Origin of the sequence: Promineifilum sp. (SeqCode) (assembly GCF_041918635.1) — a bacterium.
Classification (GTDB): domain Bacteria; phylum Chloroflexota; class Anaerolineae; order Promineifilales; family Promineifilaceae; genus Promineifilum.
On sequence record NZ_JAYRVJ010000176.1, the window covers coordinates 1 to 15,813 of the forward strand.

Below are 15,813 nucleotides of genomic sequence, written 5' to 3' on the forward strand. Positions count from 1 at the left end.
CGATCAGGTCGCGCGCCAGCGAATCCACGTATTGCCCCGTCACGCCGGCGCGGATGCCGCTGATGGCCGCCACCTGGGCCGCATGGACGGTGTGATAGATGTCCCAGAACGCGTCGGGGGCCGACTCGCCCAGGTAGAAGGTGCGGGTCAAATCGCTCTTGTAGCCGCCGAACTCCGCGCCCAGATCGACGATAATGATGTCGCCCGCCTGCAAGAGCCGCTCGCCGGGGCGATGGTGGGGCAGGGCGCTGTTTGGCCCGGAGGCGACGATGATGTCGAAGCCCACCCGGCTCGCCCCCGCCTCGCGCATGAACTTCTCTAGCTCCCAGGCCACGGCCGCTTCCGATAGGCCGGGCTGGGCCAGCCGGGGAACCTGGGCCACGGTCTCGTCGGTGATGGCCGCCGCCCGACGAATGAGCGCCAGCTCCTCGGCCGACTTGATGGCGCGCAGCGGCTCGACCGTCTCCGGCAACTCGACCCACGCGATCCCCTCGATGCGCTGCACCCCGTTGCGCTCGGCCACGGTCATGTGCCGGGCCTCGACGCCGATGCGCTGCCCCTTGCCGATCTCCAGGAAATGGCGGGCGCTATCTTTGTCGTCGGTGTGGCGATAAAGCTCAAAGGCCGGCGCTTGCCGGGCGGCCTGCTCCCAGTAGCGCGAATCGGTCGAGAAGACGGCCCGCTGGCGGGTCAACAGGATGCTGCCTGTCGAGCCGGTGAAGCCGCTGAGCCAGCGGCGGTTGGCGGCGCTGGTGATCAGCACGCCATCCACTTTCCACTCATCGAACCGGGCGCGCACCTGGGCTAATTTGTCGGACATGGGAACCTCATGGGGTGATGTAGATGTGCCCATCGCCGGCAACCACCTCGCCGATGAGAGACACCTCGGGAATGCGCTTCAGGATCGTCTCCACTCCCTCGGGCGACACGGCCATCAGCAGGCCGCCCGACGTTTCAGGGGTATAGAGCATGTCCCGAAAAAGATAACTGATGTGAGAGTCGAACGTGACCCACTGGCCGAAGTGGCGGGCGTTGTTGCCCATGCCGCCGGGGAAAGCGCCGGCCTCGCCATAGCGGAGCGCCCCCGGCAGCCAGGGCAGCGCCCGCAGCGACATGCGAAAGTCCACTCCGCTCGCGGCGGCCATCTCCCGCGCGTGCCCCAACAGGCCGAAGCCGGTGATGTCGGTCATGGCGTGGGTCCCGGCGGCCTGCGCCGCCTCGGCCGCCTCGCGGTTGAGCCGCTTCATGCTGGCCACGGCCGCGGCCACGTGGGCCTCGTCGGCCAGCTCGCGCTTGAGCGCCGTGGTGATGACGCCCACGCCCAGCGGCTTGGTCAGCGCCAGCATGTCGCCCGGCTGCGCGCCCCCCTTGCGCAGCACCCGCGCCGGGTCGATCAGCCCGGTGACGGCCAGGCCGTACTTAGGCTCCTTGTCGTTGACGCTGTGGCCGCCCACAACGACGCCGCCCGCTTCGGCCACTTTGTCGGCCCCGCCGCGCAGGATGTCGGCCAGAATCGCCTTGTCCAGATCGTCGGGAAAGGCCACCAGGTTGACGGCGAACAATACCCGGCCGCCCATGGCGTAGATGTCGGACAGCGCGTTGGCCGCCGCAATGGCTCCAAAGTCGTAGGGGTCATCCACAACGGGTGGGAAGAAATCGACGGTGGAGATGACCGCCTGCGCGTCGTTCAGCCGGTAGACGGCGGCGTCATCGGCCGCGCTGAGACCAACCAGGAGGTCGGGAAAATCTCCCTCCCGGATGGCGCGCAGGGGTTCCACAATTCGCTCCAGCTCCGCCGGAGCCAACTTGGACGCTCAGCCAGCGCAGGAAGCGAGGGAGGTCAGCCGAATCTGTTTACCGGTCATTAAATCTGTGTAATCTGCGAAATCTGTGGATTCCTCTTCTGCCTGACGAAGTATACTGCCCACCATCGAGAAGGCAATTTGCGTTGACCCGACCGAGCCGCCTCCCTATAATCGCCTGCAATGAAGCGATCACCTTTGTCGCGCGTCGAGAGCCTGCTCCGCCGGGTGGTGGAAGAGCCATTCACCTGGCTGACCGGCGGCGCGCTGGATCCCTATCAGCTCGCCACGTACCTGGCCCGCGCCTACGAAGCACCCGCGGCCGACGGCTGGCCCAACCGGTTTACCGTCTACGTCCACCCCGAAGACTACCGCGCCCTGGCCGGCGACCAGCGCTCGGTGGAGCATCAGGTGAGCGAGTACGTCTCGCTGCTGCTGGAGCGGCGCGGGATTCATCTGGCGGAAGCGCCGCGCGTGCGCTTCGAGGCCGACGCCGGCGGATCGCCGCGCCGCGCCCGGGTCGCCGCCGTCCACGACGCGCAGCCCCAGGCGACCGATACGGAGATCTTCGCGGTGGAGATTAACGACGGCGTCATGGACGCGATCCGCGCCGTCGATGCCTTCCTCATCGTGGGCGGCCGGCGACATGTCCCGCTCGACCGGCCGCTGACCACCATCGGCCGGCGCATTGACAACGATCTTGTTCTCGATACCCCGTCGATCAGCCGCCAACATGCCCAGATCCGCTGGCGGCAGCGCTACTTCGTGCTCTACGACACCAGCAGTCACGGGCGAACGGCGGTCAACGGCATGCCCACCCGCGAGCACATTCTCCGACCGGGCGACGTTATCGCCCTGAGCGACGTGATGATCGTCTACGGCGAGGGACGCGATGACCTGCTGAGCGATTTGCCGCCCACCGACGAGGAGATCGACACCACCCAATTGAAGCCCGGCGAATGAGCGCGACCGTCCTCCTACTCCTGCTGCGGGTTGGCAGCGCTATCCTGCTCCTGGCCTTCTTTGGCCTCGTCGTCTGGTTTCTCTATCAAGACTTGCGGGCGGCGCGCGCCGCCCCGGGAGGGCAGGGTATGACTCTAGGCGCCCTGCGCGTTATCGCCAATGCCTTGGGCGAGCCGACGCTGAACACACTGTACGAACTCTCGCCGGTGACTACCATCGGCCGCAGCAGCCGCAACACCATCGTGCTGGATGACACCTACGTCTCCAGCGATCACGTCCTGCTGGCCTGGCGCGACTCGCAATGGTGGCTGGAGGACCTGGGCAGCCGCAACGGCACGCTGCTCAACGACGCGCCGCTGACCGAGCCGGCGGTCATCTCGGCCGGCGACGTGCTGACTATAGGTTCCGTGCAACTGAAGCTGGAGACGCCGGGGCGAAAAGGGGAGGAGAGCGGCATACGGGATTCGAACCCGTGATAACAGCTTGGGAAGCTGCTGTGATACCACTTCACCAATGCCGCTGACTGCTTCACATTATATGCGCCGCCCGCCCGGCACGCAAGAGAATTATGAACTAGGAGTTATGAACACCCAGTCGAGATTCATAATTCATAATTTTCTTCTCCACTCTCCAGAGTAGCCCACGGCGTAGTGGACGGACGCCGTCAGCCCCAGCAGCAGCCACCACAAGAACGCCGGCCGCGCCCCCAGAGCGACCGCATCGACCAGCCCGAACAGCCAGCCGGCCAGTAGCGAACCGGCCAGGCCGGCCACCAGAGCGTAATAGGGGTGGCGCGTGGCGCGTCGCCGCACCAGCCGGCGCGCTGTGAGCGCCAGCAGCCCGGCGCTGATGAGCCATAGCGCCAGGTAGGCCACCAGCCCGGGCAGCCCCAGGTCTAGCGCGGCCTGCAACAGGTGGTTGTGGGCGTGACCCAGGTCGATCTCGGACGAGATGGTGAAAAGCGGATAGAGCACGTGGACGACTTGCCGAAAACCGCTCACGCCCATGCCGGTCAGCGGGAAGTCGGCGATGCCCAACAGCGCTCGCGACCAGATCTCGAGCCGGCCGCTCAGCCCCATCATGTCGCCCACGATGTCCTCCTCCAGCTGGCTGCCGCCATAGGCGATCAAACCGATGACGACGACGACGAAGCCGACGAGCAACACCAGCCGCCAGCGGAACGGGATGAAGAAGGCCAGCACCAGCACAACCCCGGCGGCCAGCGCCACCATGCCGCCCCGCGAGAGGGTCGCCGCCACCAGAAAGCTGGTCAGCAACAGGAAGAGGGTCAGCAGCAGGATGATAAGCAGCGCGCCGCGGGGGCGGCGGCGCGCCGCGCCGATCAGGCAGCCCAACGCCAGCGGCCCCACCCAACACAGAACGCCGGCCAACTCATTGGGACTCACAACGCCGCCCACCGCACCGGGAATAGCCACGGCCCGCGGCAGCAGGGCGCGCGCGCCATTCAAGTAGTCGAACGGCGGCGCCCACACGACTCCGATCAGACCGATCAGCCCCATTAGCGCCCCGGCCGCCAATACGAAGACCACCACCGGCCATACGCGCCCCCGCCCGCTACGGCCGCGGGCCACCGCGCCATAGAACAGCGCCACCCCCAGCAGGATAGCGGCGACGCGCGGCATGCTCAGCGCCGGATCGAAAGCCGCCCACACGCTGACGCCCACCATGATGAGCAGGAGCAACAGCGCCAGGTCATAGGGTGTGGGCGGCACGAAGTGGCCGTCGGCCAGCTTACGCGCCCCCCACAGCACAGGGATGACCAGCAGCGCCAGCAGCCCATACCGCGGCGGGAACAGGATGATAGGCATGAGCAGCAGGAGAATGAGCCATTCCCAGCGCGTGATTGACCGGGCGATAGTCCGCATAGATTCTGTGAGCCTTCCTGACCAGCCCATCATACCGGCGGGGGAATGGTCTGGCAATGCACAAACAGTGAATATGGTGGAAAGACCTGACAGGTGGGCGGCCATAGGTTTTGCTCCCACCAGAGTCCTATGGCCGCCACCTGTCAGGTCTATGAAAAATCTGTGAAATCGCCGGCCGCCGCCGCCAAAAGCCCCAAATTGCCACCTTTTGCGGGTTGTCAACGAGGCAATAGGCTCTATAATCGCATTTCCGTCTTCAGGGATCAGGAGCGCAACGATGGGTTCAAGTCCGCTCGTCTTGCTGGTGGAGGGGCAGAACGCCGGCCGAGAGTCGCTGGCGGCAATGCTACAGAAGGCCAGCTATCATACTGTCATCGTCCATACCGGCGCGCAGGCGCTGGCATGGATTGAACAGCATGAGGCGGATCTGATCGTCTTTGATGCCTCCACCATGCGCTCCAGCGGCGCGCGCAACTGCCGGCGGCTGCGGCGGCTGGCCGAGCACACGCCCATCATCCTCAGTCACCCCTCTGGCGAGCCAAGCGATCCGAGTGCGGGAGCCGACGTCTACCTGGAGCGGCCCTTCTCCGCTCGCAAACTACTCAACCGCGCGCGCGCCCTGCTGCCGGCCGACAGCGCCAAGGAGGAGATCGTCCGCTACGGCTCGATCACGCTCTTCCGCGGCAAGCGGTCGGTGGAGGTGGCGGGGAAGGGGGAGTTCACGCTGACGCCCAAGCTGGCGCAACTGCTGGAGGCGTTCATCCGCCACCCGAACCAGTTGTTGACTCGTCGCCACCTGATGCAGGTCGTCTGGGAGACGGATTTCATCGGCGACACGCGCACTCTCGACGTGCACGTCCGTTGGATTCGCGAGTGCATCGAGGCCGATCCGAGCCAGCCCGAACTGCTCAGGACGGTGCGCGGCCAGGGCTACGTGCTGAACGCGTGCCCCGCCATCACCAGCAACGGCTCCTTCCCCGACCATTAAAGAAGAATCCACAGATTTTATAGATGACACAGATTCATCTTTCTTCAATCTGTGTCATCTGTGAGATCTGTGGATTCCTCTTAACGCAAAAAAGAGCACCGCGATGGACGGTGCTCTCTCAAGACCGATCAATTTGCCCGCCAGGGCGAGCCCGACGCGCCTGTTACTGTTTGCCGGCGGTGGAGCGAGCCTCGGCCAGAGCGGCCATCAGGCGACCCTTGCGGCGCGCGGCATTGCGCGGGTGCACCACGTTCTTGCGCGCGGCCTTGTCGAGCGTCTGGTACGCGTCGCGAGCCGCCGCTTCGGCTTCATCCAGCTTATTCTCGGCGAGCAGCCGGCGCACCTTCTTCACCTGGGTGCGGGCCGAAGCCTTGTAGTGGCGATTGCGCAGCGTCCGCTTCTCGGTCTGTCTGATGCGCTTCTTCGCAGATTCCGTATTAGCCAACTTAAAATCCTCCGTCAATTACCTCAATCCATTCTGATTGGAGGCGTGAGAGCGAAGGAAATCATACCACATCCAGTGGAAATGGCAAGGTGGAAGAATGGGACGCTGATGACGCTGATTTTGATGGGTTTTCGCGGATAAGAATGTGATGGCTCTTATCCGCGGAAATCAGCTTAAATCCGCGTAATCTGCGTTCCATTCTTCAACGTAGGTGCGCAAACAAACCGCGCCGGCCGGGGCGGCCACCGTGAACGCCCCCAACGCCGCCGGCAGCAGCGCGAACTGCACCGCCGCCAAGTCCACGCTCGCGGCCCCACCGCTCACCTCCGCCGCGCCGCTGATGACGCCCCAAATCTCCAGGCTTTCCCCGTTGCACCGCCCGTCGAGCGACGCCCCCGGAGCCAGCTCGACGCGCTCCGTCGTGAAGTAGCGGTTGCGACAGAGCCGCCAGCGCCGCACCGCGCCCGTATCCGCCACCAGCTCGGCCGGGCATAGTGTGGGTTCCACCTGGTCGAAGTCGATCACGTCCAGCGCCTTGTCCACGTGCAGCGCGCGCGGCCGGCCGTCCTGCGTGCGGTTCCAGTCATAGACGCGGTACGTCGTGTTGGAGTTCTGCTGAATCTCGGCGATGAGCAGCCCGCCCAGGATAGCGTGGACACTGCCGCTGGGCACGCAGACGTGGTCGCCCGTGCGCAGAGGCAGCACGTGCAGCAGCTTCTCCAGCGTTCCCTCGGCGATGGCGGCGCGAAACCCCTCCGGCGTGGCCCCGGCGCGAACGCCCAGGATGATCGCCGCGTCCGGCTCCGCGTGCAGCGCCACCCACATCTCCGTCTTGCCCAATTCGTTGCCCTCGTGGGCCAGGGCGTAGGCGTCATCGGGATGCACCTGCACCGACAGCCGGTCGGCGGCGTCCAGTAGCTTGATCAGCAGGGGGAACTTGCCGCGCTCCTGGGCCCAGGCGTTGCGCCGGCCGATGAGGTCTAGCCCAAGCGCCTCGTGGACGGCGGTCAGCGTCAGTCCGGTATAGCGGCCGTTGGTCACCATCGACGCGCCATCCTCATGGGCGGCGATCTCCCAACTTTCGGCCACGCGGCCGGGGGGCAGGGGGCGGCCGAGCCGCCGCTCCAGATTGCGCCCGCCCCAGATGTAATCCTTTAACACCGGCCTGAACAGCAACGGATACAGGCGCGGCCCCAGGTGCAACCCACTTTCCGAAGTGGGTCGCACCTCACCCCTCTTCTCACTCATTCGACCCTATCCGCTTCAAGAACACCGCGCTCAGCGGCGGCAAGATCATCTCGATAGAATGCGGCTGGCCGTGCCACCCCACCTCGGCGCTGGGGCGCGGCTCATTGACCACGTTGCTGCCGCCGAAATGGCCGGCGTCGCTGTTGAAGATTTCCTCATACACCCCCGGCTCCGGCACACCCAGGCGGTAGCCGTGGCGCACGACGGGTGTGAAGTTCAGCACTACCAGGATCGTCTCGCCTGTGGATGGCGCGCGCCGGGCATAACCCAGAATACTGCGCTCGTAGTCGTGCAGGTCGATCCACTGGAACCCTTCCCAGGAGTAATCTTCTTCGTATAGCGCTCGCTCCTGATGGTATAGGCGGTTCAACTCTCGCAGGCTCTCCCGCAACTGGCCGTGGCGCGGGTCGTTGTCCAGCAGATACCAGTCCAGGCTGGCCGCCTCGTTCCACTCCCGCCACTGACCAAACTCCGCCCCCATGAACAGCAGCTTCTTACCCGGGTGGCTCCACTGATACGCCAGCAGCAGCCGCAGGTTGGCAAAGCGCTGCCACACGTCGCCGGGCATCTTGTCCAGCATGCTGCGCTTCAGGTGCACCACCTCGTCGTGGGAGAAGGGCAGCAGAAACTTCTCGCTAAAGGCGTAGAGTAGCGAGAAGGTCAATGTGCCGTGGTGATAGGAGCGATGGACGGGCTCGTTCTTGAAGTACTGGAGCGTGTCGTGCATCCAGCCCATGTTCCACTTGTAGGTGAAGCCCAGTCCGCCCTCCGACGTGGGCCGGGTGACGCCGGGCCATGAGGTGGACTCCTCGGCCATCGTGATGGCGGTGGGGTAGAGTCTATGGACGGCGTCATTGAAGCGGCGGACGAAGGCGACCGCGTCCAGGTTTTCGCGCCCACCATACCGGTTGGCGACCCACTCTCCCGGCTTGCGCGAGAAGTCGAGGTAGAGCATCGAGGCCACAGCATCCACGCGCAGGCCGTCAATGTGGTACTTATCCAGCCAGAAGATGGCGTTGCTGATCAAGAACTGGCTGACCTCGTTGCGGCCGTAGTTGAAGATGAGCGTGCCCCAATCGAGGTGACGCCCCTGGCGCGGGTCGTCGTGCTCATAGAGGTGAGTGCCGTCGAAGAAGCCGAGCGCGAACTCGTCGGTGGCGAAGTGGGCCGGAACCCAGTCGACCAGGACGCCGATGCCCTCCTGGTGGCAGGCGTCGACGAAGGCCATGAAGTCGTCCGGCGTGCCGAAGCGGCTGGTGGGCGCGTAGAAGCCGGTCACCTGGTAGCCCCACGATTGGTCGGAGGGATGCTCGGCCACCGGCAGCAGCTCGATGTGGCTGAAGCCCATCTCCTTGACGTAGGGGATGAGGTCGTGGATGAGGTCGCGGTAAGTCAGCCACTCCCAGCCGTTCTTGCGCCGCCAGGAGCCGAGATGCAGTTCGTAGATGTTCACCGGCGCGCGGAAGCCCTGGCGCTCGCCGCGCGAGGCCATCCAGTCGTCGTCCTGCCATTGGTGCTTGTCGATGTCCCAGACCACCGAGGCGTTCTTTGGCCGTAGCTCGGCGGCGAAACCCACCGGGTCGGTCTTGGTGACCATGTAGTTCTGATAGTAGGTCTTGATCTCGTACTTGTAGAGCGTGCCCTCGCCCAGATCAGGGATGAACAGTTCCCAGATGCCGTTGTTGTGGTGGAAGCGCATGGGGTGGCGACGGCCGTCCCAATTGTTGAAATTGCCGACGACGCTGACGCGCTGGGCGTTGGGGGCCCAGACGCAGAACAGCACGCCCGGCACGCCATCCAGTTCGCGTAGGTGTGCGCCCAGTCGCTCGTAGATGTGCAGGTGCGTACCCTCGGCCAGCAGGTGGGCGTCGTACTCCGTCATCGTCGCCGGGAAGGAGTACACGTCCGCGAAGGTTCCGCGCTGGCCGGTGTGGAACGTGACGTCGAGGCGATAGGGAACGAGCTCGGCCTGATCGGGCAAGACGGCCTGGAACAGGCCCGCGTCGTGAACGGCGGTCATGGCGACGCGCTGACCCTCGTCGGTGACCACGTCCATGCCGGCCGCGCCTGGCCAGAAGACACGGATGACGAGATGGCCGTCGATGAGACGCGGACCAAGTACGTCGAATGGCGCGCCGTGATACCCGCCAACGATGGCGTCAATAGCGCCTTGATCCAGTTGAAATGCTTCCATGTTGCATACTCCCAGGCGAGAACTTGTCGATGTTTGCGCCCGCGTGGCCTTGTCGCTCGCCGAACGCCCGGCGGCCGCGAATGTGATGGGGTTTAGTGAGAGATTCTACCCTGTGCTCGTAGTCAGGCAATTCATTGCTGTTCTTCAGCGCTTAGACCGACAGGTGGGTTGCCAATAGTACGCTGATAGTGACGAAACGTGTGGTCGCCCACCCGTCAGGTCTGACGAACAAGTTAGTAATACTAATAAACCTTAGTCTAACTATGAAGCAGCCATAACGCCTGATCCCATCCCCTACCCCACCAGCGGCCCATTTGAGAGAAAGGTGAATCGCATTGAACGGATCGCCCATCCGTGCTAAGTTTCAAAGCCCGGCCGACGCGCGGTAAGCGGGCCGGAACAGTTATTCACCTAAAGATGAGCGCCATGAATACAACCGCCGATCCCACCACCCTGGAACCCGACGACAACCTGGAACCAACCCGCCTGCTGTGGCCTATCCTGTTGGCCGTGGCTCTGGGCGCGCTGCTGGTTGGCGCGCTGGCCGGCTATCTGCTGCGCGGGGCGCGCACGCCGTCGGCCGACTCGGCCGACGTTGGCTTCGCCCGCGACATGAGCGTCCACCACGAGCAGGCCGTCCAAATGGCGGCCCTGGTCTACGACCGCAGCGACGACCCGGCCATCCGCTCGCTGGCCTTCGACATCCTGACCACCCAGCAAGGCCAGATCGGCATCATGAGCGGCTGGCTCGACGCCTGGGGCGTGCCCTGGACATCGGCCGGGCCGCGCATGGCCTGGATGGGCATGCCGACCGAAGGGCTGATGCCGGGCATGGCCACCGCCGAGCAGCTGGATAGTCTGCGCCAGGCGACCGGCGTGGCGGCCGACGCCCTCTTCCTGCAACTGATGATCCCCCACCACCGCGCCGGCGTGGACATGGCCGCCGCGGCGCTCGACGAGGCGGCGACGGAGCCGGTGCGCGTCCTGGCAAATTCGATCCTCGAGGCGCAAAACCTGGAGATCGACTATATGCAGGAGTTGCTCCAGGCTAAGGGGTATGAAGCGGCGCCCGACACCGCCGCGGACGATGCCGGGCACGGCCACAACGCGCCTTAGTAGGGGCAGACACGCAGGTCTGCCCAGAGCTTAAGTAGGGGCAGACCTGCGTGTCTGCCCAGGGCGCACACGCAGGTGCGCCCCTACCACCTAACCTGCGAGTTCTCTGGCAAGAGGGTATACTATAGCCAACTCGCGCGGGCTGATCCGAGCGAGATACCGGGGAGACCGATTGCCATGTTACGGAAGTTACTTGTTGCCCTATTGCTTCTCGGCGCGTTGCTGGCCGCTTGTGGCGGCGATGCCACGACCGAGACCGGCGGCGAAACCGCGGCCGGTGGGATCACCATCGAAGGCGCGTGGGCCCGCCCGCCGGCGATGGCCGGCGGTAACGCGGCGGCCTATCTGGTCATCAACAACGGCGGCAGCGAGGCCGACCGCCTGATCAGCGCCAGCAGCCCGCTGGGCATGACTGAGATTCACGAATCGTTTGAAAGCGAAGACGGCACGATGGGTATGCGCCCCGTCGAAGGCGGGGTCGAAGTGCCGGCCGGCGGCTCGGTGGAACTCAAGCGCGGCGGCCTGCACATCATGTTCATGGGCGTGGCCGAGCCTCCCGCGGCCGGCGACACGGTGTCATTGACGCTGACGTTCGAGAAGGCCGGCGAGATGACCCTCGACGTGCCGGTGCGCGAGGAGTAGCGGGATGAAGCGCTGGACGGCTCTGAGTTGGCGGCTGTTGCTGGGCCTGTTGCTCCTGACGGCAGTGGGTTGCCGGCGCTCGGCCGAGGCGGTAGACGGCGCGCCGGAGGTGCGAGCGCGGCTGCTGCCGCGGCCGGACACGCGGGTCGTCGGCCCGCTGACGCTCGATTTGACGCTGCAAGACGCGGCCGGCGCGGCCATTGACGGCGCGACAGCGGTCACGTTGCGCGGCGACATGTCCCACGCCGGGATGCAACCCGTCATCGCCACGGCCACCGGCCACGGCGAGGGCATCTACACCGTCGACTTCGAGTGGACGATGGCTGGCGACTGGATCGTGACAGTGGAGGCGACGCTGCCCGACGGCCGGGCGCTGCGCCGCGAGTTCTCCTTCACCGTCGCCGCACAATAAGAAATCATCCGCAGATTTGGCAGATTAGGCAGATCTCAAGAGGCATATCGAGAAGCTTGTAAAAGCTGTGGATTCTGTTCCAATGAAAACGGTTATAGACACGTGTGGACAGATCTTTAGAATCTGCCAAATCTGCTTAATCTGTGGATGATATCTCCGAAAAGATGATCGCGCTGGATGAGATTGAGGTCAGGGACGAGGAGCCGGGGTTGCACCGGCCGCCGCCGCGTTGGGACGTGCTGCGCGCGCCGGTAATTGGGCGGCTGCTGCGCGCCCGGCGCGGGCGCCTGCTATTGCAGCTCCCCCTGCTCCTGATCGCGCTGCTGCTCATCTATGATGGCTTCACCGGGCCGCCCCTGGCCTCGCAGAACCTGGCGACCGTGTCGGTCTGGGTGCATTACCGCGGGCTGGTCATCGTGGCCCTGCTCCTCTTCGGCAACCTGTTCTGCATGGGCTGCCCCTTCACCATCCCGCGCACCGTCGCCCTGCGGCTCAGCGGGCGCGGGCGGCGCTGGCCGCGCGCCCTGCGCAACAAGTGGCTGGCCGTGGCCGCTTTCGTCGCCTTCCTTTATCTCTATGAATGGCTCGACCTGTGGGCGGGGCCGGAGTTGACCGCGGCGGTCATCATCGGCTACTTCGCCGGCGCGTTCGTGCTGGAAGCGCTCTTCGCTGAGTCGCCCTTCTGCAAGTACGTCTGCCCACTGGGCACGTTCAACTTCGTCGCCAGCACCGTCTCGCCCTCGCAGATCACCGTCCGCGACCGCGAGGTGTGCCGCGCCTGCCCCGGCAAGGAGTGCGTCAACGGTTCGCCGCGCGCCCTGGGCTGCGGCACGGAGTTGTTCCCGCCCACCGTGCGCAGCAATCTCGATTGCGTCTTCTGCCTCGACTGCGCCCGCGCCTGCCCCTACGACAACGTGGCCCTGGCCCTGCGCCCGCCGGGGCGCGAGTTGGTGGAGGCGACCTGGCCGCGCCGCTGGGACGTGTCCTTCCTGGTCATGGTCTTCGCCTTCACTGCGGTCAGCAACGCCTTCGGCATGGTTCCGCCGTTCTACGACCTGCAACTGTGGCTGGCCGGCGCGCTGGGAACAACCAACGAGCCGTTGTTATTGGCGATCACCTTTGCCGCGCTCAGCCTGGCCCTACCGGCTGCAGCCGGGCTGGCGGCGGCCGGATTGAGCCGGACACTGGCCGGGCGGGCCGAGCCGCTGCGGGTCAGCTTCAGCCGCTATGCGCCGGCCTTCGCGCCCCTGGCCTTTGCCGTCTGGCTGGCCCACTACGCCTTCCACTTCATCACCGGCGCGACGACCCTAGTTCCCGTCCTCCAGAGTTTTCTGCTCGCTCATGGCATCGCCTGGCTGGGCGAACCAAACTGGGCGCTGGGGTCGCTGCTGCCGGGCGATTGGATCTTGCCGCTGCAGACGGCTGTCGTGCTGATCGGCTTTGCCGCCAGCCTGTTCGTGGCCCAGCGCATCGGCCAGCGCGACTTTGAGTCGCCGCCGGTCGCCATGCGGGCGCTGCTGCCCTGGCTGATCCTCTGGCTGGGCCTGGCCGCGGCTGCGCTGGCGACGTTCAACCTGCCCATGGAAATGCGCGGGGCGCTTCTGGGAGGGTAAGAGGATCATCCGCAGATTACGCAGATTGCCAATGATGCAAGAAAAGAGGAACACAGAGAGACACAGAGGGCGGACACAGAGTTCCACAGAGTGGAAGATACTCTCTTTGTCTCTGTGGAACTCTGTGCGATCTCTGTGTCTCTCTGTGTTCCTCTTCCTTCTCATCACCGTTGCCGGCTTCGGCCAGGTCTACGCGCACGGCATCGGCCGGCCGCAGATGCTCAACGCGCCAGCCGGCCCGTATACCCTGTCCATCTGGACTGACCCCGATCCTCTGCGCGCCGACGAAGCGCACGTCGTCGTGGCCGTGCTCGATCCGCAGACGCAGGAGTTCATCGTCAACGACGTGACGGTGACGGTGCGGCTGACGCCGGCGGCCGACCCGGCGCAGGTGGTGAGCGTCGTGGCCGGAACCGACAGCACCAACCAGTTGCTCTACGCCGCCGAGTTCAACGACCGGGTAACGCCGGGGCGCTGGCGGGTGGCCGTGTCGGCCGATGGCGCGCGCGGCGCAAGCGACGAGGTCGCCTTTGAGGTGGACATCGAGGCGGCGCGGGGCTTCAATTGGCTGTGGGTGGGCCTCGGCGGGCTGGGCGTGGCGCTTGTCCTGTGGGTCGTCGTCTCGTTGCGGGCGGCTCCGGCGGCGCGGTCGGGGCGTCGTCCGGCGGCCTGAGCCTCCGCGAAGTAAGCCACCTCCCCCTACCCTGTTGCCTGCCACTATCTATTTCCACATAGCGTCTCTGCAATAATTCCACCGCTTTTCCGGCCGCTATTGCCGCTATTGTACTTTTATCGCATCATAGGCGCTCGTTGACGATGCCTATATGGCAGCCTAAACTACGGACAGACGCCGCGTGTTATGGTAAACACCGCCCATATATGGGGGTAAGCGACGGCGGTCATGCCAACTTGTTGGAACGTGGCGGAATGATGGATTTCATGCGTATAATGACCTAGTTTCTTTAACATTGCCTTATCTTAAAAAGTCAAGAGGTTTAAGCCGGATCGCCTTGTTACCCATTGTTCCACTCCCACCCCCATGTTAGAATGTTCTGACCATTGAGAGAGCGCCGGCGGGACACAATGCCGCCAGCCCACACCCACCCGTCTGCCGGAGTTCCACGTCCGGAGTCGCCCAGTCCGTCCTTCGCGCGCTCAATGGCTCTGGCGACTGCCTCTATTTGTCTGTCCGATCGAAATTCACCAAGCGGGTCTACCGAGGTTGAAGTACGCCTGCCGGCCGCTTACCGAGGGAAGAGCATGACTACCGTATCGCTAACGCCCGAGATGGCCTGGAAGGCAGCTCTGGGGGAGTTGGAAATGCAAATGACGCGAGCCACGTTCACCACGTGGCTGCAGGGCACGCGCGCCCTCTCCCGGGCCGGCAACGAGTTCGTCGTTGGGGTTCGCAACTTTTTCGCCAAGGACTGGCTGGAAAATCGTTTGTACGACCTGATCGTCCGGACGCTGTCCAACGTGGTCGGCGAGCGCGTGGGGGTGCGCTTCGTCGTCTGGTCCGATGAGATCATCGCGCCGAACACGGCGCTGGTCAACAGTGACGGCCGCGCCGAAGTCAAGCCCACCGCGGCGGAAGAACCGGCGCGCTCTAGCCGCGCCAGCTCCTCCGGCGGCGCCAACAATGGCAACGGGGGAGGGCTAGACGAGACCGCGCTGAACCGGCGCTACACCTTCTCGACGTTCGTCGTCGGGCCGAACAACCGGCTGGCCCACGCCGCGGCCCTATCGGTGGCCGAGAATCCTGGCCAGACCTATAACCCGCTGTTCATCTACGGCGGCGTGGGGCTGGGCAAAACGCACCTGTTGCAGGCCATCGGCCACCGCTGCCGCCAGGACGGCTGCCACGTCCGCTACATCTCGGCCGAGACGTTCACCAACGATCTGGTACTGGCCATTCGCACCAAGCAGATGCCGGAGTTCCGCGAGCGCTATCGCACCGTCGATGTGTTGCTGGTCGATGACATCCAGTTCATCGCCGGCAAGGACGGCACGCAGGAGGAGTTCTTCCACACCTTCAACGATCTGCACAGTCTGGGTAAGCAGGTCGTCATCTCCAGCGACCGGCCGCCCAAGGCGCTGGCGACGCTGGAGGAGCGGCTGCTGTCGCGCTTCGAATGGGGGCTGTCGGCCGACGTGCAGCCGCCGGAAGAGGAGACGCGCCGGGCCATCCTGCTGGCCAAGGCGGACGAGTTAAACTATTCCGTCCCCGATTACGTCATCGAGTTCATCGCCCACCAGGTGCGGCAGAACATCCGCGAGCTGGAGGGGGCGCTGAACAAGGTGGTGGCTTACGCGCAGTTAACAGGGGACGCCATTGATCAGAACCTCGTCAACCGCGCCCTGGCCGACACGATGCGCCGGGCGGAGCGCGTGACGGTCGAGCAGGTGCTCGACATCATCTGCCGCTACTATAACGTGACGGCCGAGGCGCTGGACAGCAGCAGCCGCAAGAGCGCCATCGCCTACCCGCGCCAGGTCGCCATGTA

15 protein-coding genes and 1 tRNA gene are annotated in these 15,813 nt (G+C 64.9%); 9 read left to right on the forward strand and 7 right to left on the reverse strand.

The genetic code is table 11. From position 1 onward, the window contains the following. Positions 1-820 (reverse strand): M24 family metallopeptidase (locus ACE3UY_RS05945; protein ID WP_374686630.1); only part of this gene is annotated, 820 nt, incomplete at its 3' end. A gap of 7 nt (positions 821-827) precedes the next feature. Beyond that, complete coding sequence (gene selD, locus ACE3UY_RS05950; protein WP_374686631.1) at positions 828-1,865, reverse strand: selenide, water dikinase SelD; 1,038 nt, start codon at positions 1,863-1,865, stop codon at positions 828-830. A 120-nt stretch (positions 1,866-1,985) separates the two neighbouring features. On the opposite strand from selD, the gene ACE3UY_RS05955 reads away from it, so the two are divergent. Together ACE3UY_RS05955 and ACE3UY_RS05960 are read left to right on the forward strand one after the other, a co-directional pair. Next, positions 1,986-2,765 carry an FhaA domain-containing protein gene (locus tag ACE3UY_RS05955; protein WP_374686632.1) on the forward strand — a complete coding sequence of 260 codons (780 nt, stop codon included), beginning with the start codon at positions 1,986-1,988 and terminating at the stop codon, positions 2,763-2,765. Then, the gene (locus tag ACE3UY_RS05960) at positions 2,762-3,241 is read left to right on the forward strand and encodes an FHA domain-containing protein (protein WP_374686633.1); all 480 of its coding nucleotides are present in this window, start codon (positions 2,762-2,764) and stop codon (positions 3,239-3,241) included. Before ACE3UY_RS05955 ends, ACE3UY_RS05960 begins: the two co-directional genes overlap by 4 nt. Here the strand turns inward: ACE3UY_RS05960 and ACE3UY_RS05965 are convergent. Then, a tRNA-Gly gene (locus ACE3UY_RS05965) sits at positions 3,215-3,285 on the reverse strand. The two genes, ACE3UY_RS05960 and ACE3UY_RS05965, sit on opposite strands and share 27 nt — an antisense overlap. Positions 3,286-3,373: 88 nt before the next feature. Then, entirely contained in the window at positions 3,374-4,651 is a 1,278-nt protein-coding gene (locus tag ACE3UY_RS05970; protein ID WP_374686634.1) for an O-antigen ligase family protein, read from the reverse strand. Between the two features lie 277 nt (positions 4,652-4,928). Between ACE3UY_RS05970 and ACE3UY_RS05975 the strand changes: the two genes are divergently transcribed. Then, the gene (locus tag ACE3UY_RS05975) at positions 4,929-5,639 is read left to right on the forward strand and encodes a response regulator transcription factor (protein WP_374686635.1); all 711 of its coding nucleotides are present in this window, start codon (positions 4,929-4,931) and stop codon (positions 5,637-5,639) included. 163 nt (positions 5,640-5,802) lie between these two features. Here ACE3UY_RS05975 and rpsT read toward each other — a convergent pair whose 3' ends face one another. The 3 genes from rpsT to glgB form a co-directional block, all read right to left on the reverse strand. After that, a complete protein-coding gene (gene rpsT, locus ACE3UY_RS05980; protein ID WP_374686636.1) occupies positions 5,803-6,084 on the reverse strand; it encodes a 30S ribosomal protein S20 in 282 nt (93 codons plus the stop codon). A gap of 168 nt (positions 6,085-6,252) precedes the next feature. Next, on the reverse strand, positions 6,253-7,332 hold the full coding sequence (locus tag ACE3UY_RS05985) for a type I phosphomannose isomerase catalytic subunit (protein WP_374686637.1): 1,080 nt from the start codon (positions 7,330-7,332) through the stop codon (positions 6,253-6,255). After that, positions 7,325-9,526 (reverse strand): 1,4-alpha-glucan branching protein GlgB, encoded by a 2,202-nt coding sequence (gene glgB / locus ACE3UY_RS05990; protein ID WP_374686638.1) that lies wholly within the window; start codon positions 9,524-9,526, stop codon positions 7,325-7,327. Before glgB ends, ACE3UY_RS05985 begins: the two co-directional genes overlap by 8 nt. Positions 9,527-9,952: 426 nt before the next feature. Here glgB and ACE3UY_RS05995 point away from each other — a divergent pair, with 426 nt between their 5' ends. The 6 genes from ACE3UY_RS05995 to dnaA all read left to right on the forward strand — a co-directional run. Then, a complete protein-coding gene (locus ACE3UY_RS05995; RefSeq protein WP_374686639.1) occupies positions 9,953-10,642 on the forward strand; it encodes a DUF305 domain-containing protein in 690 nt (229 codons plus the stop codon). A 177-nt stretch (positions 10,643-10,819) separates the two neighbouring features. Then, the gene (locus tag ACE3UY_RS06000; protein WP_374686640.1) at positions 10,820-11,284 is read left to right on the forward strand and encodes a copper chaperone PCu(A)C; all 465 of its coding nucleotides are present in this window, start codon (positions 10,820-10,822) and stop codon (positions 11,282-11,284) included. A gap of 4 nt (positions 11,285-11,288) precedes the next feature. After that, the gene (locus tag ACE3UY_RS06005; RefSeq protein WP_374686641.1) at positions 11,289-11,696 is read left to right on the forward strand and encodes a FixH family protein; all 408 of its coding nucleotides are present in this window, start codon (positions 11,289-11,291) and stop codon (positions 11,694-11,696) included. Positions 11,697-11,860: 164 nt separating this feature from the next. Further along, the gene (locus tag ACE3UY_RS06010; RefSeq protein ID WP_374686642.1) at positions 11,861-13,309 is read left to right on the forward strand and encodes a 4Fe-4S binding protein; all 1,449 of its coding nucleotides are present in this window, start codon (positions 11,861-11,863) and stop codon (positions 13,307-13,309) included. A 145-nt stretch (positions 13,310-13,454) separates the two neighbouring features. Further along, a complete protein-coding gene (locus ACE3UY_RS06015; RefSeq protein WP_374686643.1) occupies positions 13,455-13,982 on the forward strand; it encodes a hypothetical protein in 528 nt (175 codons plus the stop codon). Positions 13,983-14,569: 587 nt separating this feature from the next. Further along, positions 14,570-15,813: chromosomal replication initiator protein DnaA (gene dnaA, locus ACE3UY_RS06020; protein WP_374686644.1), on the forward strand; the 1,244-nt coding region annotated here is incomplete at its 3' end.

Excerpts from the sequence above, each read along its gene's own strand:
- ACE3UY_RS06010 (WP_374686642.1), top strand. The coding sequence starts at position 11,861 with ATGATCGCGCTGGATGAGATTGAGGTCAGGGACGAGGAGCCGGGGTTG.
- ACE3UY_RS06005 (WP_374686641.1), top strand. The coding sequence starts at position 11,289 with ATGAAGCGCTGGACGGCTCTGAGTTGGCGGCTGTTGCTGGGCCTGTTG.
- ACE3UY_RS05985 (WP_374686637.1), bottom strand. The coding sequence starts at position 7,332 with ATGAGTGAGAAGAGGGGTGAGGTGCGACCCACTTCGGAAAGTGGGTTG.
- ACE3UY_RS05970 (WP_374686634.1), bottom strand. The coding sequence starts at position 4,651 with ATGCGGACTATCGCCCGGTCAATCACGCGCTGGGAATGGCTCATTCTC.
- ACE3UY_RS05995 (WP_374686639.1), top strand. The coding sequence starts at position 9,953 with ATGAATACAACCGCCGATCCCACCACCCTGGAACCCGACGACAACCTG.
- ACE3UY_RS05955 (WP_374686632.1), top strand. The coding sequence starts at position 1,986 with ATGAAGCGATCACCTTTGTCGCGCGTCGAGAGCCTGCTCCGCCGGGTG.
- ACE3UY_RS06000 (WP_374686640.1), top strand. The coding sequence starts at position 10,820 with ATGTTACGGAAGTTACTTGTTGCCCTATTGCTTCTCGGCGCGTTGCTG.
- ACE3UY_RS05975 (WP_374686635.1), top strand. The coding sequence starts at position 4,929 with ATGGGTTCAAGTCCGCTCGTCTTGCTGGTGGAGGGGCAGAACGCCGGC.
- ACE3UY_RS05960 (WP_374686633.1), top strand. The coding sequence starts at position 2,762 with ATGAGCGCGACCGTCCTCCTACTCCTGCTGCGGGTTGGCAGCGCTATC.
- glgB (WP_374686638.1), bottom strand. The coding sequence starts at position 9,526 with ATGGAAGCATTTCAACTGGATCAAGGCGCTATTGACGCCATCGTTGGC.